Origin of the sequence: Afipia birgiae 34632, from assembly GCF_000308295.2 — a bacterium.
GTDB lineage: Bacteria > Pseudomonadota > Alphaproteobacteria > Rhizobiales > Xanthobacteraceae > Afipia > Afipia birgiae.
Genome location: NZ_HG326654.1, coordinates 877,125 through 898,238, shown reverse-complemented (window position 1 = coordinate 898,238; position 21,114 = coordinate 877,125). Strand labels below are relative to the sequence as shown.

The window sequence follows — 21,114 nt, the reverse complement described above, 5'->3', positions numbered from 1 at the left end:
AGCGGTAGCGAGCGGGTGAGGGGCAAATTTCTAAGGAAAGAACCCGCGCCGCGTCATCTCGCCGCCGAAAAATGCTGCGTTGTTAATCGGGTGGAAACCCTGTCCGGGCCTCCTGTATCCGGGATAGTCTTGAGCGGGTGTGGAGTACAATGGCACGGATCGAACGTGAAGAAAGCGCGTGGCTGATGGTCGCGGGTGCGGCGCTGACCGTGTCGGTGGTCGCGGCGGTCTCGATGATGGCCGGTCCGGCTTACGGGCAGACCGCGTCGGGGCGCGGGAGCCTCGGCCAGCGCGGCGACATCACCGGCTCGATCCAGCAGCAGCCGTCACCGGCCCCGCGCCAGATGCAGCCAGCGCCGCGCCGCATGGCGCAGGCGTCGCCGCCGAAGGAATGGAGCGGCGAGGACGGCGCGTCCGGTCACCCGCTGATGACGGCCGACGCGATCCGCCGCTCGGCTGCGAACTTCGACCGCTGCGTCGCCGGTTTCTGGCCGGAGGCCGCGCGGCGTGGCGTCTCGCAGGCGAGCTTCGAGCGCTTCACCGCCGATCTGTCGCCCGACCTGCGCATCATGGACCTGATGGACTCGCAGCCCGAGTTCACCAAGGCGGTATGGGACTATCTCGACATTCTGGTCACCGATGCGCGGATCGCGCGCGGCCGCGAGGTGCTGGCGAAAAACGCGGCGACCTTCGCCGCGGTCGAAAAGGCCTATGGCGTCGATCGCTATATCATCGCCGCGATCTGGGGCATCGAATCGAACTACGGCACGCAGGGCGGCGACCGCAGCGTGCTGAATTCCACCGCGACGCTGGCCTGCATCGGGCGGCGTCAGGGTTACTTCAAGGACGAGTTTCTCGCCGCGCTGGAGATCTTGCATCACGGCGACCTGACGCCGCAGCAGATGCGCGGCTCATGGGCCGGGGCGTTCGGTGCGACGCAGTTCATGCCCACCGCGTTCAAGAAGTTCGCGGTGGATTTCGACCGCGACGGCAAGCGCAACGCCGTTGACGACATTCCGGACATCATCGCTTCCACGGCGGCGAAGTTCAAAAAGGACAACTGGCAGCCGGGACAGACCTGGGGCTACGAGGTCGAGGTGCCGCAGGGCTTCAACTATCTGCATGCCGACCGCGCCAAGAGCTACACCATCGCGCAGTGGGAGCATCTCGGCGTCCGGCGCGCCGGCGGCAAGCCGTTTCCGCGCAACACCGACAAGGCGTTTTTGCTGGCGCCCGCCGGCGCGGACGGGCCGGGATTCCTGATGCTCGGAAACTTCCGCTCGATCATGCGCTACAATCCGTCGGAGGCTTACGCGCTGGCCATCGGGCATTTCGCCGACCGGCTGCGCGGCGGTATGCCGTTCGTGCAGGCATGGCCGCGGCAGGAGCGGGTGCTGTCGCGCGACGAGCGGCTCGAACTGCAGCAGCTCCTGGCGCAGCGCGGGTTCTATCGCGGCGAGCCGGACGGCAATCTCGGCGGCGAGACCAAGAAGGCGCTCCGCAGCTTCCAGGCCTCGATCGGGGCCCCCGCCGACGGGTTCGCCTCGTCCGGCGTGCTGGACCGGTTGCGCAGGCGGTAAGCCGAAGACTACCGCGCGATCCTTGTCGTCAGCTGAACCAGCCGCTCGCGGCTTGGCGGAGTTTTCAAATACTCGATCACGGCGGGCTCTTCGCCGCTCTGGCGGATCATTGCCAGCGTGTTGCGCGAGGTGCCGCAGGCTGGATTGTGAAAGATGGTGACGGTCATGGGTGAACCTCTGCGCGTTCTGTCCTGGGTTGGTGAGGGCCGGCCTCATACCATCCGCGCGTGGCCTGCACGATCTTGACCACCGACAGCATCACCGGCACTTCGACCAGCACGCCGACGACGGTCGCGAGGGCTGCTCCCGAATTGAGGCCGAACAGGCTGATGGCTGCCGCCACGGCCAGTTCGAAGAAGTTGCTGGCGCCGATCAACGCCGCCGGAGCAGCGACGCACCACGCGACGCCGAAGCGCCGGCTTAGCCAGTAGGCGAGGCCCGCATTGAAGTAGACCTGTATCAGGATCGGGACCGCCAGGATCGCGATCACCACCGGCTGCGCGAGAATTTGCTCGCCCTGAAAGGCGAACAACAGCACCAGCGTCGCGAGCAAGGCGATCAGCGACACGGGCTGCAGGCGCGCCAGCGTCCGTTCGAGCATCCGGGGACCATCGTTGAGCAAAGCGCGCCGCCAGACCTGCGCGACAATCACCGGCACCACGATGTAGAGCGCGACGGACAGCAACAACGTGGCCCATGGCACCGAGATCGAAGCGACACCAAGCAGGAGGCCGACCAGTGGGGCGAACAGGACGATCATCAGGACGTCGTTGAGCGCGACCTGGCCGAGCGTGTAGTGCGGTTCGCCGCCGACGAGGTTGGACCAGACGAAGACCATGGCGGTGCAGGGTGCTGCCGCTAGCAGGATGAGACCCGCGACATACGAGGATATCTGGTCGCCGGGCAGCATCGGCGCAAAAACATGGCCGATGAAAAATGTCGCCAGCAGTGCCATCGAAAACGGTTTGACGGCCCAGTTGATGAACAGCGTCACGCCGACGCCGCGCGCGTGCGCGGCGACCTTGCCGAGCGCACCGAAGTCGATCTTCAGCAGCATCGGAATGATCATCAGCCAGACAAGCACCGCGATGGGCAAATTGACTTTTGCGACTTCCGCTCCTGCGATGATGGAAAATACGCCCGGCATGAGATGACCCAGTGCGACGCCGACCGCGATGCAGATCACGACCCAAAGGGTGAGATAGCGTTCGAAAATGCTCATGCCTCACGCCACCCGAGGCGGGTTCGATGTCGATCCTTCGGTGCGGCCGATGTCGCGCAATTTCGTGCCGAGAGACAGTTTGTCGATGCTGTTCAGCGGCAGGCTCGTGAAGATCGCGATACGGTTTTTCATATAGCGGAGCGCCGCAACGAACGCCGCTTCCTTTTCAATATCCGTGCCTTCCACCTCTGCCGGATCTTCAATTCCCCAATGCGCCGTCATCGGCTGGCCGGGCCAGATTGGACAGGATTCACCCGCGGTATTGTCACAAACCGTAAAGACGAAATCCATCACCGGCGCATCGGGGGCCGCGAACTCTTCCCAGCTCTTTGAACGCAGGTCATCCACTGGAAAATCGGCGCTCTTGAGAACCTTGATCGCGAAGGGGTTCACGCGGCCTTTCGGCAGGCTGCCGGCCGAGAACGCCCGAAACCGTCCGCGGCCGTCTTTGCGCAAGACCGACTCTGCGAGAATCGAACGCGCGCTGTTGCCGGTACAAAGAAACAGAACATTATAAATGCGGTCAGACATTTGCTCTTCCTTTCTTCGCCGGCGGACAGCAGGGCATCAGGCTTTCGATCAGTGGCGCGCAGAGGTCCGGGTTTCCGCCGCAGCAATCCTTCAGCAGGTAAAGCAGGACGTTTTGGAAATGCGTCAGGTCGACGCGATAGACGATCGATCTGCCAGAGCGCCTGGCTGTCACCAAGCCGGCCCGTGTGAGGATGGACAAATGAGAGGACATGGTGTTCTGCGGCACCGCGAGTGAATTCGCGATATCACCGGCTGCGAGGCCTTTCGGTTCAGATTTGACCAGTAGCCGGAACGCGTCGAGGCGCGTGGATTGGGCGAGGGCCGCAAGGGCGAGAATTGCTGACTCTGATTCCATATATCCAGATATATCGATTTAAAAGCCGCCGTCAAGCTCCTGTGGCCGGTGGGGGCGGAGACCGCACCATGCGCAATGTTGAAATCAACAGTTTGGCGGGAGCCCAACCCTTGACGCGGGCCGGGGGCGGCCTGTTTATGGCGCCGGACCTGCGAAGCGGTGTTGTCGCCAGGCGCCCAATCGATAAACAGACTGCCGACTTTGCCCATTTAGGGCCTGAATCTGCTATTATTTTTTGACGTTACGCTTTTTCACTCTGTGAGACGCATGTCAAAACGGCCATCGTTCCTGCGCCTGTTTGCCGACCGCGGTCCTTTGACGGTCCTCGCGGTTGCGGGCGCGATGCTGTTCGGGATCGTCGCTCCGGCGTCGGCGCAGTTCTTCGATTTCGGCTTCGGCCGCCCGCAGCGGCCGGCACCGCCTCCGCAGCCGCGCGGCGGCGGTTTCTTCGCGCCGTTCGGTGGTGGCGGATTTTTTCAGGAACAGCAGCAGGCGCCGCGTCCGGCGGATTTCTCGCGTGCACCGGCGGCTGCCAAGCGCGAGGCCCCCGCCGACCGTAACGTGCTGGTGCTCGGCGACGCGATGGCGGACTGGCTCGCCTATGGCCTTGAAGATGCGTTGTCGGAAACGCCCGACCTCGGCGTGATCCGCAAGCACAAGACCGTGTCGGGTCTTTTGAAGTATCAGCCCAAGGGCGATCCGGCGGACTGGGCCGCCGCCGCGAAGGGCATTCTGGCCACCGAGAAGCCCGACGTTATCGTGGTGATGCTCGGCCTGCACGATCGCGTTCCGATCCGCGAACCGGTCGCCGAAAAGAAGACCGACGCCAAGCCGGGTGAGAAGCCCGGCGATAAGGCGAAAGGCGCCAAGAAGGATTCCCGCACCAAGCCGAACGAGCCGGATGCCGCGGCGAAGCCGGGCGACAAGCCCGCGGCCGGCGGCGCCGAGAACAAGGCTGCGGACAACAAGCCGTCGGACGCGGAAGCCGCGCCGGACGACGACGATCAGTCCCAGATCCTGGCGCCGGATAAGGCACAGCGTTCGGCCGGCGGCGGCATGCACGATTTCCGCGAAGAACGCTGGGTCGAACTGTACGCGAAGAAAATCGAGGAGATGATCGCGGTCCTGAAATCCAGGGGCGTGCCGGTGCTCTGGGTCGGGCTGCCCGCGGTGCGCGGCGCCAAGGCGACGTCGGACATGCTGTTCCTCGATGCGTTGTATCGCGACGGCGCCGGCAAGGCCGGCATCACCTATGTCGATGTCTGGGACGGCTTCGTCGATGACGCCGGGCGTTTTGCGCAGCAGGGCCCGGACTTCGAAGGCCAGATCCGCCGCCTGCGCTCGAACGATGGCGTGTTCTTCACCAAAGCCGGTGCGCGCAAGCTCGCGCATTACACCGAGCGTGAAATCCGGCGGGTGCTGGCGGCCCACACCGATGGCCCGCTGGCTGTTCCGAGCGAGACCTTTGCGCCGGATGCCAATATCCGCCCGGGAGAAGCCGGTCCGCGTCCGCTGATGGGACCGGTGATGCCGCTGGTGGCGTCGCAAGTCGGTACCGATGACCTGCTCGGCGGCGTCGGTACGCGGCCTGCCTCGGTCGATGCGCTTGCAGCGCGGACGCTGGTGAAGGGTGAGCCGCTCGCAGCGCCTGCCGGGCGCGCCGATGATTTCGCATGGCCGCGCCGCGAAGTCGGCGCGCTGAGCGCTCCGCCCAGCGATCCGGTCGTCGCCGCCGCGTCGTCTGATGGGACCGCTGCGCCGCCGAAGCCGAAGCCGAAGAAGCAGGTCGTGGTCCAGGGACTGTTCAACCCCTCCGCGCCGCCGCAACACCAGCGTCCGCGCGCAGGCCCCGGCCCGCGTGACGCATACCAGCGGCCGCCGGGCCTTTTCGGCTCGTCGCCGTTCTCGGGCTTTTTCTCGCGCTGGTAATCAGCACCATCCCCGCGTCTGGATCGCATCAATTCGATGCAGTAGGGTCCGCGCGGCTGCTCCAGAAATTTTCGTCAGGTCGAGATCGTGAACAGAAAACAACGCCGGGCTGAAGAAAAAACCGGCAAGGTCGCCGCCCGGTCTTCAGGCCTTCTCGAAGAAACCTTGTTCCGGCAGGCCATGGCCCATCATCAGGCGGGACGGCTGCGCGATGCCGAGGCTAACTATCGCGATGTGCTGGCCGCCAATCCGCGCCACACCGGCGCCTTGGGTTGTCTCGGGCTGCTCGCACATCAGGCGGGTCACAGCGACGCGGCGATCGATCTTCTGCGCAAGGCGATTGCATCGGACAAGCGCAATCCCGAACCGCATTACAATCTGGCGCGTATCCTGTCCGACTGCGGACGCGACGACGACGCCATCGTGCACAACCGCAAGGCGCTGGAGATCGATCCGGACTATCCGGGCGCACACAACAATCTCGGCGCGCTGCTGCTGCTTCACGGCCGACTCGCCGAAGCCCTCGCCACTGCAGTTCATGGGCTGCGGACGGACGAGGCGGCCGGTCTCAAGTCGACATTCGTGATGGCGCTGCGCTCGCTCGATCCCGCGGCCATCAAGCTGGATCCGGATGTCATCCAGCTTCTGGTGCGCGCCTTGCGCGAACCGTGGTGCCGCCCGCGCGACCTGTCGGCGGCCGCAGGCGCGATCCTGCTTCGTACGCCGGCGATGGCACGCTGTGTGGAGCTGGTGTCGCACGCAGGCCCGGCCCGGCTGAATGAGATGTTCAGTGCTGCCGATCTGGCGACGCTCGGCGCCGAAGGTCTGTTTGAGGCTTTGCTGAGCACGTCGCCGGTGACGACAGTTGCGGTCGAACGGATTTTGACGGCGGTGCGCCGCGCCGCGCTGCACGACATCGCGACCGGAACGCTTGAGGGCGACGACCGATGGTTGCCGCTGGTGGCCGCGCTCGGACAACAGGGCTTCATCAACGAATACGTCTTCGATGTCACCGAAGAGGAAAGCACTCAGCTTGACCGGCTTCGTGACGACGTCGCCGGGACGATCGCGCGGAACGAGGCAGTCGCGCCGATCAGGCTCGCGATCCTTGCAGGTTACCTGCCGCTGCATTCGATTCCCGGAGCCGAACAGCTCGCGGCGCAGCCCTGGTCCGGCGCGATGGCCGCGCTGGTCGCGCAGCAGGTGGTAGATCACCGGGACGAACTGACGATTCGCTCCACCATTGAACGCTTGACCGCGATCGAGGACGGCGTTTCGGAAAAGGTGCGTGCGCAGTACGAGGAAAACCCCTATCCGCGATGGAGCAGGGTTCTCGCCGAGACGCAGGCGCTGCCGGTGGATGCTTATATCGGGATGCGGTTTCCCGGCGCGCCGTACAAGCCGCTCGGCAACCGTGGACTCGATGTTTTGGTCGCGGGATGCGGCACCGGACAGCATGCGATCCAGCGTGCGCAGCAACTGAAATCAGCCAACGTGCTGGCGATCGATCTCAGTCTCAGCAGTCTCAGCTACGCGATCAGGAAGACCAGGGAACTGGGGCTGACCAACCTGCGCTACGCGCAAGGGGACATACTGGCGCTCGAAAGCGGCAACACGTTCGATGTCATCGACTCAAGCGGTGTGCTGCATCACCTGAAGGATCCACTGACGGGATGGCGCAGGCTCGCCGGTCTGTTGCGTCCCGGCGGGCTGATGCATATCGGGCTCTACAGTTCGACGGCGCGCCGCGACATCAACGCCGCGCGTGCCTATCTCGCGGAGCAGGGGCGCGGTTTTTCGGTTCCGGAGGTGCGGCGGCTGCGGGCCGAATTCGCCGGCCGCGCACCGGGCGATGAACTGCACAACGTCACGCAGTTCAGCGACTTTTTCAGCATGAGCGAGTGCCGCGATCTGCTGTTCCATGTGCAGGAGCATCAATTCTCGATTCCGCAGATCTCGGATTTTCTTCGGGAGAACGGCTTTACGTTCCTCGGATTCGAGACCCCGGCGCGGACGGGCTACCTGCGGCGGTTTCCCGGCGACAGGGCGGCGACCGATCTTGTGAACTGGACGGCGTTTGAGGCCGAGAATCCCTCGACCTTCGCGCAGATGTACCAGTTCTGGCTTCAGAAGAACTGAGCAGCGCAGGTTATCTGGCCAGCGCACCAAGCCGGCGATCCAGCTCGTCCAGGTCGCCGACGAACAGAACCGTGTTTCCGCGGTTTGCCTCATAGACGAAATCCTGCAGCGGCTTGCTGCCGGCGAGCCACGCTGAAATATCGCCGACGATTGCGATCCCCAGACTGTGATTGACGAATTTCTGAATCACGTCCCCGGCAATCCGGGTGCTGAGCTGGAAGAAACCGTCAGCGAGCCGCGAGACAGGAAACGCGACCCATGTCGCATTGTGCTCCCACGCAGCGCTCATGCTGGACAGTGCTGAGCCCGTACTGGCGCACACAAGAATCCGGAGTCCATGACGGTCGAGCGTGTGTTGGTTCATGGTGGCAAGTCTTCCGCCGGAGAGCCCTTTGCGCAGGTGTCAAGGTTTCGCCGCAGTTCCCGCGCCAGCGCGAGGAAACTTATTGCAATGCTGGTTCCGGTACAAATTTCACGGGTTCCTGCAGATGAATCCCGGAACGCTCCCGGCCCTGAACCGTTGGTCACCCTCTTAACGGATGGAGGATGACATGAAGATTCGCAAGGCAATGGCAGTTGCGGTGATTGCGCTGACGCCAGGCATCGCGTTTGCGCAGAGCGCCACGGTTGAAGGCGCACGCGACGGCGCAGCCGCTGGTCATGCCATCGGCGGTCCGGTTGGCGGCGCTGTCGGCGGCACGGTTGGCGCCGCGGTCGGCACCGCGATCGATATTCCGGCGGCTGTGATTTCGTCGGTCACCGGCTTGCCGGGACCATCGGTCGTCGTGAAGGAACGCGTGGTGGTCGGTGAGCCGCTGCCGGACTATGTCGAGTTGCGTCCGGTGCCGCGCCATGCCGAGTATCACTATGCGGTCGTGAACGACCGTCGTGTGATTGTCGAACCGCGCACGCGCCGCGTCATTCGCGTCATCGAGTAACGGTGCGCTGAGCAGCAGCACCGGATGATGCGAGGAAAAGGCCCCGTCACAGACGGGGCTTTTTCTTTGCGATCCGATGGCTAGACCGAGCGCGGCCCGAACAGGATGACGGTAGCGCCGATCAGGCAAAGCGCTGCACCTGAAACGTCCCACCGGTCGGGACGCACGCTTTCCACCGCCCACATCCACGCCAGCGAAGCGACAATGTAAACCCCGCCATAGGCGGCGAACGCACGCCCGGCGGCGTCGGTCGGCACAAGCGTGAGCAGATACGCGAAGAGCAGCAGCGATGCGGTCCCCGGAACAACCCACCAGATGGATTTGTCCAGCCGCAGCCAGGCCCAGAATGCAAAACAGCCCCCGATTTCGGCGAGGGCTGCTGCGATATAGATGAGTGCGGTCATGAGGGCATGAACCCGAAAAGTGAAAAGCGGTTTTCGGACCAGATCTGCCCAAACAGAAAACTACCGAGGCAGCGTGGTCGCGCCCATCAGATGCTGATCGATCGCGGCGGCGCACTGGCGGCCTTCGCGGATCGCCCAGACCACGAGAGACTGTCCGCGGCGCATGTCGCCGGACGAGAACACCTTCGGCACCGAGGTCTGGTAGTTGTTGGTCGAGGCGCGCACATTGCCGCGCGGATCGAGCTCGACGCCGAGCTTCTTCAGCAAACCTTCATGCACCGGATGGACGAAGCCCATCGCCAGCAGCACCAGTTCGGCCTTGAGCTCGAATTCGCTGCCGGGCACCGGCTGGAATTTGTCGTCGACGTGAACGCAGTGCAGCTTCGCAACCTTGCCGTCGCCGCCGGAGAACTTCTGCGTCAGCACGGCGTATTCGCGGACCGCGCCTTCGGCCTGGCTCGACGAGGTGCGCATCTTCAGCGGCCAGTTCGGCCAGCTCAGCGCCTTGTTCTCGCGCTCGGGCGGTGCCGGCATGATTTCAAGCTGCGTTACCGATTTCGCGCCCTGGCGGATCGACGTGCCGATGCAGTCGGAGCCGGTGTCGCCGCCGCCGATCACCACCACGTCCTTGCCGGTGGCGAGAATTTCGCGGACGTCGCCGAGCGGCTCGTTGCCGATGCGGCGGTTCTGCTGCGGCAGGAAATCCATCGCGAAATGAATGCCGTCGAGCTCGCGGCCGGGGATCGGCAGATCGCGCGACGCTTCCGCGCCGCCGGTCAGTGCGACGGCATCGTAAACCTTGAGCAGATCCTGCGGCTCGACCGCGCCGGCATAGGAGCCGCCGACCGGCGTGTTGTAATGGAAGATCACGCCTTCGGCTTCCATCTGCGCCACGCGGCGGTCGATGATGCCCTTTTCCATTTTGAAGTCGGGAATGCCGTAGCGCAGAAGGCCGCCGGCCTTGGCGAACTTCTCGAACACGTGGACCTCGTGACCAACGCGCGCAAGCTGCTGCGCGGCGGCGAGGCCTGCGGGGCCGGAGCCGACCACGGCGACCTTCTTGCCGGTCTTCGTTGCTGCGACTTCAGGCTTGAGCCAGCCGCTGTCCCATGCGCGGTCGACGATGGCGCATTCGATGGTCTTGATGGTCACCGGGTTGTCGTCGATGTTCAGCGTGCACGAGGCTTCGCACGGCGCCGGGCAGATGCGGCCGGTGAACTCCGGGAAGTTGTTGGTCGAGTGCAGGTTGCGCGACGCTTCTTCCCAGTTGCCGTTGTAGACGAGATCGTTGAAGTCCGGGATCTGGTTGTTGACCGGGCAGCCGGGCGTGCCGGGCTGAACCGAGCCGGTGCCGTGGCAATAGGGAATGCCGCAACTCATGCAGCGCGCGGCCTGATCGCGCGTGTCTTTCTCGCTCAGTGGAATGACGAATTCTTTGAAATCCTTCACCCGTTCGATGACCGGTGCGTACTTGCGGTCGTGACGCTCGATCTCAAGAAAACCTGTAGGCTTACCCATATACCCCGACGCCTCTGAATGCTCGTCTATCAGTTTCTGTTCGTCATCCTGAGGTGCGCGCTCTTGTGCGCCTCGAAGGATGACCAGTTTTCATCCCCATCGCCCTTCGAGGCTCGCCGCAATGCGGCTCGCACCTCAGGGTGACGGGCGGCCAGATTACGCGCCGATCGCAATCAGCGGCTCGTCCGGCTCGCGCGATTTCATTTCTTTCAGCGCGCGGCGGTATTCGACCGGCATCACCTTGCGGAACATCGGCAGATACGTCTTCCAGTTCGCAAGGATGTGCTGCGCCCGCGCCGAGCCGGTGAGCTTGGCGTGCCGGGTGATCAGGATGTGCAGCCGTTCGACATCCTCGCCGAGCAGGTTCGAGAACACGTCGACCCGGCCATGCGCCTCAAGATCGCCCGACGAATGGAACGCGTTCGCGTTGACCATTTCCTCGGACAGGACCGGCTCCAGCTCGACCATCGCCATGTTGCAGCGTTTCTCGAACGTGTTGTCCTCGTCGATGACGTAAGCCACGCCGCCGGACATGCCCGCCGCGAAGTTGCGTCCCGTCTTGCCGAGCACGACGACGATGCCGCCGGTCATGTATTCGCAGCAATGATCGCCCGCGCCCTCGACCACGGCGATCGCGCCGGAGTTGCGGACCGCGAAGCGCTCGCCGGCGACGCCCTGGAAGTAGCATTCGCCTTCGATGGCGCCGTACATCACGGTGTTGCCGACGATGATCGACTCTTCCGGCACGATGCCCGAAATCTTCGGCGGCCGGACGATGATGCGTCCGCCCGACAGACCCTTGCCGACGTAGTCGTTGCCTTCGCCCTCGAGATCGAGAGTGACGCCACGCGCCAGCCACGCGCCGAACGCCTGACCTGCCGTGCCCTTGAGGCTGACATGGATGGTGTCGAGCGGCAGGCCGGTGTGGCCATAGGTCTTGGCCACTAGGCCGGACAGCATCGCGCCTGCGCTGCGGTCGGTGTTGTGGATTTCCGCCTCGATCTTCACCGGCGCGCCGCGGTCGATCGCCGCCTGCGCTTCCTTGATCAGGGTGCGGTCGAGCACGCTGTCCAGATGATGGTTCTGCGCCTCGGCGTGATAGATTTTCTGGCCGGGCAGGGCCTTCTGCTTGAAGAACAGCTTCGAGAAGTCGAGGCCCTTGGCCTTCCAGTGCGCCACCAGTGTCGACTGGTCGAGCATCTGGCTCTGGCCGACCATCTCCTGGAAGGTGCGGTAGCCGAGCGAGGCCATGATCTCGCGGACTTCCTCGGCGACGAAGAAGAAGTAGTTGATGACGTGCTCGGGCTGGCCGGTGAAGCGCTTGCGCAGCACCGGGTCCTGCGTGGCGACGCCGACCGGGCAGGTGTTGAGATGGCACTTGCGCATCATGATGCAGCCCGCCGCGATCAGCGGCGCGGTGGCGAAGCCCATTTCGTCCGCGCCGAGCAGCGCGCCGATCACGACGTCGCGTCCGGTGCGGAAACCGCCGTCGACCTGAACGACGATGCGGCTGCGCAGCCGCTCGCGCACCAGGGTCTGGTGGGTTTCGGCGAGGCCGATTTCCCATGGCGAACCGGCGTGCTTGATCGAGGTGAGCGGCGATGCACCCGTGCCGCCTTCGAAGCCCGCGATGGTGACGTGATCCGCGCGCGCCTTGGCGACGCCGGCGGCAACCGTGCCGACTCCGATTTCGGAGACGAGCTTGACCGACACCGCGCCGTCCGGATTGACGTTCTTCAGGTCGTAAATCAGCTGCGCGAGATCTTCGATCGAGTAGATGTCGTGATGCGGCGGCGGCGAGATCAGGCCGACGCCCGGGGTCGAGTGACGCACCTTGGCGATGGTCGCGTCGACCTTGTGGCCGGGCAACTGGCCGCCTTCGCCGGGCTTTGCGCCCTGCGCCATCTTGATCTGCATCATGTCGGAGTTGACGAGGTATTCCGTCGTCACGCCGAAACGCCCCGACGCCACCTGCTTGATGGCCGAGCGCATCGAATCGCCGTTCGCCATCGGCTTGAAGCGATCCGCTTCCTCGCCGCCTTCGCCGGTGTTGGACTTGCCGCCGATGCGGTTCATCGCGATCGCAAGCGTGGTGTGGGCCTCGCGCGAAATCGAGCCGAACGACATCGCGCCGGTGGCAAAGCGCTTGACGATCTCCTTGGCGGGCTCGACTTCATCGAGCGGCACCGGCTTGCGCTTGTCGTCCTCGGCAGTCTTGAGTTTGAACAGGCCGCGCAGCGTCAGCAGCTTTTCGGCCTGCTCGTTCAGCACCTTCGCGAACGCACGATAGCGGTCCTGCGAATTGCCGCGTACCGCATGCTGGAGCAGAGATACGGTTTCGGCGTTCCAGGCATGGTCCTCACCGCGCGAGCGGAAGGCATATTCGCCGCCGACATCGAGCGCGGTCTTGTAGACCTGCGCGTCGCCGAACGCGTCGGTGTGACGGCGCGCGGTTTCCTCGGCGATTTCGGCCAGGCCGACGCCCTCGATGCGGGTATGGGTGCCGGCGAAGTACTTCGCGACGAACTCCGCCTTCAGGCCGACGGCGTCGAAAATCTGCGCGCCGCAATAGGATTGATAGGTCGAGATGCCCATCTTCGACATGACCTTGAGCAGGCCCTTGCCGATCGACTTGATGTAGCGCTTGACGATTTCCTTGTCGTCGAGCTTGACCGGCAGTTGCTCCTTCATCGCGATGATGGACTCGAACGCCAGATAGGGATTGATCGCTTCGGCGCCGTAGCCGGCAAGGCAGGCGAAGTGATGCACTTCGCGCGGTTCGCCGGATTCGACCACGAGGCCGACCGACGTGCGCAGGCCGACGCGGATCAGATGATGATGTACGGCGGCGCAGGCCAGTAGTGACGGAATCGGAATCCGGTCGGAGCCCGCGGCGCGGTCCGACAGAATGATGATGTTGACGCCTTCGCGCACCGCAGCTTCGGCGCGGCCGCACAACTCTTCCAGTACCTGCTCCATGCCCGAAGCGCCGAGGCCGGCGTGGAACGTGGTGTCGAGCGCGCGTGACTTGAAGTGATTGTCCGCGACGTCCGAGATCGAGCGGATCTTTTCCAGATCCGCGTCGGTCAGGATCGGCTGACGCACTTCAAGGCGCTTGGTCTTGGACAGGCCTTCGATGTCGAACAGGTTCGGGCGCGGGCCGATGATCGAGACGAGGCTCATCACCAGTTCTTCGCGGATCGGATCGATCGGCGGGTTGGTGACCTGTGCGAAGTTCTGCTTGAAGTAGGTGAACAGCGACTTCGGCTTGCTCGACAGCGCCGACAACGGCGTGTCGGTGCCCATCGAGCCCGCGGCTTCCTCGCCGGTGGAGGCCATCGGCGTCATCAGGACGGCGAGGTCTTCCTGCGAATAGCCGAACGCCTGCTGGCGATCGAGCAGCGACAGGTTCGAGCGCATCGCCTTGGCGGGCGCGTCCTTCATTTCCTCGAGCACGATCTGGGTGCGGTCAAGCCACTCGCGATAAGGATGGCTCTTGGCCAGTTCCGCCTTGATCTCGTCGTCGGGAATGAGCCGGCCTTCCTCGAGATCGACCAGCAGCATCTTGCCGGGCTGCAGACGCCACTTGGTGATGATCTGGTCTTCCGGAATAGGCAGCACGCCCATTTCCGACGCCATCAGGATGCGGTCATCCTTGGTGACGAGATAGCGCGCCGGGCGCAGGCCGTTGCGGTCGAGCGTCGCGCCGATCTGGCGGCCGTCGGTGAAAGCAATCGCAGCGGGGCCGTCCCACGGCTCCATCAGTGCTGCGTGATACTCGTAGAAGGAACGGCGCTCTTCGCTCATCAGCGGATTGCCGGACCACGCCTCGGGAACGAGCATCATCATTGCATGCGACAGCGAGTAGCCGCCCTGCACAAGGAATTCGAGCGCGTTATCGAAGCAGGCGGTGTCGGACTGGCCCTCATAGGAAATCGGCCACAGCTTCTCGATGTCGTCACCGAATTTCTCGGACGACACCGACGCCTGACGCGCCGCCATCCAGTTTACGTTGCCACGCAGCGTGTTGATCTCGCCGTTGTGCGCGACCATGCGGTAGGGATGCGCCAGCGACCACGCCGGGAAGGTGTTGGTTGAGAAGCGCTGATGCACCAGCGCCAAAGCGGATTCGAAATCCGGCTCGTGCAGGTCGGGATAGTACTTGCCGAGCTGGTCGGCGAGGAACATGCCCTTGTAGACCACGGTGCGGCAGGACATCGACACCGGATAGTAACCGGCGAGCGCGCGTTCGCGGCGCTGATAGATCGCGTTCGAGATCGCCTTGCGCAGGATATAGAGCCGGCGTTCGAAATCTTCCTCGTCAGCGCAGTCGCCGCAGCCGATGAACACCTGCATGCAGTTCGGTTCGGTCGGCTTCACGGTCTCGCCGAGCGAGGCGTTGTCGGTCGGAACGTCGCGCCAGCCCAGCAGCAGCAGGCCTTCGGACTTGATCTTGTCGGCGATGATGCTCTTGATGACTTCGCGCCAGGGCTTCTCGCGCGGCATGAACAGCGCGCCGACGGCGTACTGGCCGGGGGCAGGGAGCGTGAAGCCGGCTTCCTTCGCCTTGCGCGAAAAGAATGCGTGCGGAATCTGCACGAGGATTCCTGCGCCGTCACCGGCGCGCGGATCGGCGCCTACAGCGCCGCGATGTTCCAGATTGCAAAGAATGTTGATCGCGTCGGACACGATCTGGTGCGATTTCTTGCCCTTGATGTTGGCGATGAAGCCGACGCCGCACGAGTCTTTTTCAAGGGTGGGGTCGTATAGACCTTCAGCAGCTGGACGCCAGTTATGCTCACGGTAGTTCGAGCCCGGATCAGCTGCCGGGAAATCATCTTTGATTGCGTCACGCTCGAAGTCTGAACCGCTCATTCTCATCCTCACGCCTCTTTAGAGGCAGTCTATTTTAACCCATTTTGGCCGCAGCTTCGGCGTTCGCGGTACCCTTGGGGAATCCCTGGGGCCACCGCTCGCGCTGTCACGAGCCTCGCTATAGAAATTGCAGCTCGCGCGCGCCGTTTCCGGCTGCCGTGCGGCCTGCCTGCCTTCCGGGCGCTGCAAACGCCATGCCGAGAATACCCGGAAATTGGGACAGCAGTCCTGTCCTACCGCCGAGATTGCCAAACTTTTTCCTATCACACAAGCGCGTGAGAGTCCCTGTCCCGATGGGTCAGCGCCGCCATGCAACGCCCCAGGATTGAGGCAATCCCGCCGCCGTCCGGTCCAAGCTCCGCCGAATTCGGAAACGACTGTTAACCCCTGATTTCGGGGAGCCGGAAGACGGTTTTGGGACACGGGATGGGAGGCCACGCGCGATGACATTGTTTTCGAGGGGACCATTGGCCGGGCGGGCCGTCGCCGCAGGCGCAATACTCGCCGCGGTTACACTTCTGGGGCCTCCGGCGCGCGCCGGCGATGATTTTCCGGTGGTGGGCGACATCCGGATCCCGATGCCGCGGATCCTGGAGGACGATGGCCGGCTGCCGCCGCCCGAGGGACGTTACATCGAGCGCTATGAGGAACGGTCTTATCCACAACGGCCCTATGCTGATTCCTATCGTCCCGGGCGTTATGGCTCGGGGGCTCACGCGGCGATCCCCTCGGCGCGCCATGAGCGCGCGCCGCGGCCGATGCTGCCGCCTGAACAGGTCGTGACGGTTTTGCGCGCGAGTGGCTACTCGCCGCTCGGCCGAGTCACCCAGCGCGGCTGGATCTACACCATTGCGGCGCTCGACCGGCACGGTGAAGACGGCCGCCTGATCATCGACGCCCGCACCGGGCAGATCATGCGCTTCATTCCGGCTCAGGCCGTCGACGAGCGCATGATGGAGACCTACGGCCCGCCCGGACCGCCGCCTGCAACCTATGCGGGTTATGAAAACCGGCGCGGATCGCTGCTCGATCTGCGTCACGTGCCGCGCCCGCCGAACCCGGTGCCGAAGACGGCGCGGCGTCCTGCGCCAAAGGCCGCAACCCAAACCGCACAACCATCGCCGGCTGGCACCGCGACCACGCCGCAGACTGCGGCTCCCGCGCAGCAGGCGGCCGCGCCCGTCGCTGAGCCCGCGGCGGCGGCGAAGCCGGTTGCGGCGGAAGCCACGCCGGCGGTGACGACAGTTGGCGCGGCTTCGCCACCCGCAGCTTCGCCGGCCACGCTGAAATTGTGGCCGACGCAGGCGATGCCCGACGTTCAGCCGCTGGAGTGAGGGCGCTATTCGCAGACAAAAAAACGCCCCGGGGGCACCGGGGCGCTGGTAGTTTCAGGAGGTTCGATAAGCCGGTGGCTTAGGCCGCGACCTGCTCGGTCACCTGCGGCGCCGGGGTGGTGATCGGAATCTGGCGCGGCTTTTTCGCTTCAGGAATCTCGCGGACGAGATCGACGTGGAGCAGGCCGTTCTCGAGCGAGGCGTTCTTCACCTGCACGAAGTCGGCAAGCTGGAACTGGCGCTCGAAGGCGCGCGACGCGATGCCGCGATAAAGCACTTCGCCGGACTGGCCGTTTTCGTTGGCGGCTTTCTCGCCCTTGATCGTCAGGGTGTTTTCCTTGGCGACGATCGAGATTTCATTCTGCGAAAAGCCGGAGACAGCGACCGAAATACGGAAATTGTTCTCGCCGGTGCGCTCGATGTTGTAGGGCGGATAGCCCGAGCCGTCGCCGTTCGCCTGATCGAGCAGCGAAAACAGGCGGTCAAAACCGACGGTGGAACGATAGAAGGGGGTCAGGTCAAACGTACGCATGGTAGTCCTCCAAAGTGAGCGACCAGCGCGTTTCCAGGCGGGACAGACAACATCTTTGGCAGCGCTCGCGTGAGCAACGCCCTGAAGACCGTCTCGCATGCACAACGCGCCACTCTTTTGAAAAGAGCAGACAACCCGCCATCGGGCCGGGTTTTCGTTCTGCGTGCAGCCTTAACTGGCCTGCACGAAACTGATATGGGAGGGCCCTCGTGACGTTCAAGAGGGTTCCCGGCCCCTCTTTTTGTCAGCAATATCCTTTCCGAATTTGATGATTCCTTTTGGCTGATCGGCCCCCCATGACGCTCGTCTCCATTCCCGCCAATCCCGTTCCCGACAACGTCGTCTCAGGCACCATCAAGACGCCTGATGGCGCCGAGTTGCGCTTTGCGCGGTGGCAGCCGCCCGCCAACCGCAAGGGCACGGTCTGTGTCTTCACCGGTCGCGGCGAAAGCATCGAGAAATATTTCGAGACCGTGCGCGAATTGCGGGAGCGCGGCTTTGCGGTGGCGATGATCGACTGGCGCGGGCAGGGGCATTCGTCGCGGCAACTGCGCGACCCCCGCAAGGGATACGTTCACAGGTTTTCCGACTTCGAAGTCGATGTCGAAACCTTCGTGCAGCAGGTGATGCTGCCGGACTGTCCGCCGCCGTATTATGCGCTGGCGCATTCGATGGGCGGCGCTGTGCTGCTGCGGGTGGCGCATGCCGGCAAGCGCTGGTTCGACCGCATCGTGCTGTCCGCGCCGATGATCGATCTGCCCGGCTACGCCACCAAATTGCCGACGCGGATTTTCGTGCGCACGCTGCGCTGGCTCGGCATGGGCGGCAACTACGTTCCCGGCGGCAACGGCGAACTCACCGGGACAAATAGTTTCGTCAACAATCCGGTGACGTCGGACCCGGTGCGCTATGCGCGCAATGCCGCGATCATCGAGGAAGATCCGACGCTCGGCATCGCGTCGCCGACGGTGGCGTGGGCCGACAGTGCGTTCCGGGCAATCGTTGAATTCCGCGAGGCGCGTTATCCGTCGCAGATCAGGCTGCCGATCCTGATGATGGCCGCGAGCAGCGACACCGTCGTCTCGACCGCCGCCATCGAGGAATTCGCCTATCACCTGCGCGCCGGATCGCATCTGGTGATCGCGGGCTCGAGGCACGAAATCCTGCAGGAGCAGGATCGTTACCGGCAGCAGTTCTGGGCGGCGTTCGACGCCTTCGTGCCTGGCACACCGCTGTTCGGTTAGGCCGGCGCCATTTCGGCCAGAAGCCGGAAGCCGTTATCGCGCCGATCAAGCTTGGGAATTTCTCGGGAATTTCCTGGGGGAGCTACTTGGGACAAACGGTCGCGGCCGGATGGAACCCTCATTGCGGGGATTTTTTCGGGGCCGTGTTCGTGCGATGCTATGCTGCTTGGCAGCGGACCAGCCGCTGCTCGCTAAGCGCTCAACAGGTCATTCTCTTTCTGCAAACTCGTTTCCGTATGCTTCGCGCTGCGGGTCGACACAGGAGGTAGTGCGATGACGATGAGGCCCGATCCGACCTTCCATGCATCACCGAAGCTTGCGATGGAAGCGCCCCCCGAGAACTTCGCTTACACCTTGCTGCTCAGCCCTGATTTCTCGAAGCCCGATGCGCTGGCAGTGATCGACGTCAAGCCGGGCTCGCCCAGCTACAGTCAGGTCGTTCACATGGTGACGATGCCGAACAAGGGCGACGAGTTTCATCATTTCGGCTGGAACGCCTGCTCGTCGGCCTTGTCGCCTCTCACGGGTCATGCATTCGTCGAACGGCGCTTTCTGATCATTCCCGGAATCCGGTCCTCACGCATTTACATCGTGGACACCAAACCCGATCCGACCAAGGCTAAGATTCACAAGATCATCGAGCCCGAAGAGATTTTCAAAAAGACCGGCTACTCGCGGCCTCACACGGTTCATTGCGGGCCGGAAGGCATTTACGTCAGCACGCTTGGCGGTGGCGGCAAGGACGGCACCGACGGGCCGCCCGGCGTTTTCATCATGGACTGCGAGACCTTTGACGTTCTCGGGCGCTGGGAGATCGATCGGGGACCGCAGACGCTGCACTATGATTTCTGGTGGAACCTGCCGCGCGACTACATGGTCACCAGCGAATGGGCACTGCCGCCGCAGTTCGAGAACGGGCTCGTGGCCGAGGACCTGCTGTCCAACAAGTATGGCCACCGAATCCACTTCTGGGATCTGCGGGCCCGGCGCAATGTCCAGACGATCGATCTCGGCGCCAACCATCAAATGGCACTTGAGGTGCGTCCCGCCCACGACCCGGTTCGCGAATATGGCTTCCTTGGCGTCGTGGTCGATACCACCAACCTCGAAGGCTCGATCTGGACCTGGTGGCGCGAGGGCGGAAAGTTTCACATCGAAAAGACGGCGACGATTCCGGCTGAACCGGCGCCGAAGGAAAAGCTTCCGCCGCCTCTGCAGGGCTTTGGCGCAGTGCCGCCGCTGGTGAGCGATATCGATCTCTCCATGGATGACAGGTTTCTCTATGTGTCGTGCTGGGGAACGGGCGAGATGCGTCAGTACGATGTCAGCGATCCGAGAAAGCCGAAGCTCGTGGGCTCCGTGCACATCGGCGGCATCGCGCGACGCACGCCTCATCCCAACGGCAAGGCGTATGCCGGCGGACCGCAGATGGTTGAGATCAGCCGGGACGGCAAGCGCGTGTACTGGACCAACTCGCTCTATTCGACATGGGATGATCAATTCTATCCCGACGGCATCCCGGGCGCCGAGGTCATGGCCAATGTGAAACCGGGCGGCGGTCTCGAACTCGCAAAAGACTACTGGCTGAACTTCCCCGACGGCTACCGCGCGCATCAAATCCGGCTCGATGGCGGCGACTGCTCGACGGATTCGTTCTGCTATCCGTCGGTTTAGTGTGGCGGTTCGCAAGTCCGCAACATTTTCTCGGCACGTCCATTTGCGGACTTGCGAACCAAAGCCACACTAGAATTATAGGTTGCTAGTGTCCTTTTGAATCCGAAGTTCGCTATGGGAGGTGCTGTGAAATGATGCGAACTTCGGATTCAGGACACTAGCTTTGAGTGCTGCGGACTGGACACCGGCGGGACTTTGGCTCGCTGTTGTCGTGAGCGGCATCTATCACGGAGTGAATCCGGGCATGGGCTGGCCGCTGGCGGTTTCAGCCGGGCTCATGGACAAAAGCACGCGCGCCCTGATCGCGGCGCTGTGGCCGCTCACGATCGGCCATCTGCTGGCCGTGCTGCTGATCGTTCTTCCTTTCGCCGTGCTCGCGGCGCTGGTCGAATGGCAACGGCAGATTCAGATCGGCGCAAGTCTTCTGGTGATCGGGTTCGGGATTTTCCGGCTCATCTACCGGCGACACCCGCGGGCGCTGGCCCGGATACGGCCGACGCAACTCGGGCTCTGGTCTTTTGTCGTCGCGATAGCTCACGGCGCCGGGCTGATGCTGGTTCCGATCTATCTCGGACTCTGCCGTGCCGCCGAGTTGGACAATGGACACGCTGCGACAAGCGTTCTTATTGGCGCAAATCTCGGCACGGCAGTGCTGGTCGCCTTTGTCCACTCGGCTGCGATGATTGCCGCCGGCGGATTGTCGGCATGGCTCGTCTATCGCTATCTCGGACTCAGATTCGTGTCGCGAAGCTGGTTCAATCTTGATGCGGTATGGGCCGCCAGTCTCATTCTGGTGGGGGTGCTGGCGCTCGCGATCAATCTCGCGGAGCACCATTAGG

Annotated in this window: 17 protein-coding genes and 1 pseudogene; 9 read left to right on the top strand and 9 right to left on the bottom strand. The window is 63.6% G+C overall.

Features of this window, described 5'->3' with window-relative positions; genetic code table 11:
- Positions 1-149: 149 nt before the first annotated feature.
- Positions 150-1,580, top strand: coding sequence for a lytic murein transglycosylase (locus BN32_RS22940; RefSeq protein WP_019195660.1), 1,431 nt, complete (start codon positions 150-152; stop codon positions 1,578-1,580).
- A gap of 29 nt (positions 1,581-1,609) precedes the next feature.
- On the opposite strand, the pseudogene BN32_RS22935 reads toward BN32_RS22940, so the two are convergent.
- The 4 genes and pseudogenes from BN32_RS22935 to BN32_RS22920 all read right to left on the bottom strand — a co-directional run.
- Positions 1,610-1,747, bottom strand: a pseudogene (locus BN32_RS22935) (thioredoxin domain-containing protein); the annotation flags it as partial.
- Positions 1,744-2,802 carry an ACR3 family arsenite efflux transporter gene (gene arsB / locus BN32_RS22930; RefSeq protein WP_019195662.1) on the bottom strand — a complete coding sequence of 353 codons (1,059 nt, stop codon included), beginning with the start codon at positions 2,800-2,802 and terminating at the stop codon, positions 1,744-1,746. The gene arsB and the pseudogene BN32_RS22935, both read right to left, overlap by 4 nt.
- 3 nt (positions 2,803-2,805) lie before the next feature.
- Positions 2,806-3,333 carry an arsenate reductase ArsC gene (locus tag BN32_RS22925; RefSeq protein ID WP_019195663.1) on the bottom strand — a complete coding sequence of 176 codons (528 nt, stop codon included), beginning with the start codon at positions 3,331-3,333 and terminating at the stop codon, positions 2,806-2,808.
- Complete coding sequence (locus tag BN32_RS22920) at positions 3,326-3,688, bottom strand: ArsR/SmtB family transcription factor (protein ID WP_019195664.1); 363 nt, start codon at positions 3,686-3,688, stop codon at positions 3,326-3,328. Before BN32_RS22920 ends, BN32_RS22925 begins: the two co-directional genes overlap by 8 nt.
- A 68-nt stretch (positions 3,689-3,756) precedes the next feature.
- Here BN32_RS22920 and BN32_RS27025 point away from each other — a divergent pair, with 68 nt between their 5' ends.
- The 3 genes from BN32_RS27025 (at position 3,757) to BN32_RS22910 (ending at position 7,756) form a co-directional block, all read left to right on the top strand.
- Positions 3,757-3,927, top strand: a complete 171-nt coding sequence (locus BN32_RS27025; RefSeq protein WP_156449382.1) for a hypothetical protein — start codon at positions 3,757-3,759, stop codon at positions 3,925-3,927.
- A 28-nt stretch (positions 3,928-3,955) separates the two neighbouring features.
- A complete protein-coding gene (locus tag BN32_RS22915; RefSeq protein WP_019195665.1) occupies positions 3,956-5,617 on the top strand; it encodes an SGNH/GDSL hydrolase family protein in 1,662 nt (553 codons plus the stop codon).
- Between the two features lie 87 nt (positions 5,618-5,704).
- A complete protein-coding gene (locus tag BN32_RS22910) occupies positions 5,705-7,756 on the top strand; it encodes a tetratricopeptide repeat protein (RefSeq protein WP_019195666.1) in 2,052 nt (683 codons plus the stop codon).
- Positions 7,757-7,766: 10 nt separating this feature from the next.
- Here BN32_RS22910 and BN32_RS22905 read toward each other — a convergent pair whose 3' ends face one another.
- A complete protein-coding gene (locus tag BN32_RS22905) occupies positions 7,767-8,120 on the bottom strand; it encodes a DUF4180 domain-containing protein (RefSeq protein ID WP_040427263.1) in 354 nt (117 codons plus the stop codon).
- Positions 8,121-8,307: 187 nt separating this feature from the next.
- Between BN32_RS22905 and BN32_RS22900 the strand changes: the two genes are divergently transcribed.
- Positions 8,308-8,694: a DUF1236 domain-containing protein gene (locus tag BN32_RS22900; protein WP_040427498.1), complete on the top strand. Its 387-nt coding sequence runs from the start codon at positions 8,308-8,310 to the stop codon at positions 8,692-8,694.
- An 80-nt stretch (positions 8,695-8,774) separates the two neighbouring features.
- On the opposite strand, the gene BN32_RS22895 is transcribed toward BN32_RS22900, so the two are convergent.
- From BN32_RS22895 to gltB, 3 genes are all read right to left on the bottom strand, one after another.
- Positions 8,775-9,098, bottom strand: a complete 324-nt coding sequence (locus tag BN32_RS22895) for a YnfA family protein (protein ID WP_019195669.1) — start codon at positions 9,096-9,098, stop codon at positions 8,775-8,777.
- A 60-nt stretch (positions 9,099-9,158) separates the two neighbouring features.
- On the bottom strand, positions 9,159-10,616 hold the full coding sequence (locus BN32_RS22890; protein WP_019195670.1) for a glutamate synthase subunit beta: 1,458 nt from the start codon (positions 10,614-10,616) through the stop codon (positions 9,159-9,161).
- Between the two features lie 156 nt (positions 10,617-10,772).
- Positions 10,773-15,491, bottom strand: a complete 4,719-nt coding sequence (gene gltB, locus BN32_RS22885; protein WP_019195671.1) for a glutamate synthase large subunit — start codon at positions 15,489-15,491, stop codon at positions 10,773-10,775.
- A 443-nt stretch (positions 15,492-15,934) separates the two neighbouring features.
- Between gltB and BN32_RS22880 the strand changes: the two genes are divergently transcribed.
- On the top strand, positions 15,935-16,825 hold the full coding sequence (locus BN32_RS22880) for a hypothetical protein (protein ID WP_040427261.1): 891 nt from the start codon (positions 15,935-15,937) through the stop codon (positions 16,823-16,825).
- 79 nt (positions 16,826-16,904) lie between these two features.
- On the opposite strand, the gene BN32_RS22875 is transcribed toward BN32_RS22880, so the two are convergent.
- The gene (locus BN32_RS22875; RefSeq protein ID WP_019195673.1) at positions 16,905-17,357 is read right to left on the bottom strand and encodes an Hsp20 family protein; all 453 of its coding nucleotides are present in this window, start codon (positions 17,355-17,357) and stop codon (positions 16,905-16,907) included.
- A 296-nt stretch (positions 17,358-17,653) separates the two neighbouring features.
- On the opposite strand from BN32_RS22875, the gene BN32_RS22870 reads away from it, so the two are divergent.
- The 3 genes from BN32_RS22870 to BN32_RS22860 all read left to right on the top strand — a co-directional run bounded on the left by BN32_RS22870 (position 17,654) and on the right by BN32_RS22860 (position 21,113).
- Positions 17,654-18,601, top strand: a complete 948-nt coding sequence (locus BN32_RS22870; protein ID WP_019195674.1) for an alpha/beta fold hydrolase — start codon at positions 17,654-17,656, stop codon at positions 18,599-18,601.
- Between the two features lie 273 nt (positions 18,602-18,874).
- Entirely contained in the window at positions 18,875-20,275 is a 1,401-nt protein-coding gene (locus tag BN32_RS22865) for a selenium-binding protein SBP56-related protein (RefSeq protein ID WP_040427259.1), read from the top strand.
- A gap of 163 nt (positions 20,276-20,438) precedes the next feature.
- Positions 20,439-21,113 (top strand): hypothetical protein, encoded by a 675-nt coding sequence (locus tag BN32_RS22860; protein ID WP_019195676.1) that lies wholly within the window; start codon positions 20,439-20,441, stop codon positions 21,111-21,113.
- Position 21,114: the final 1 nt, after the last annotated feature.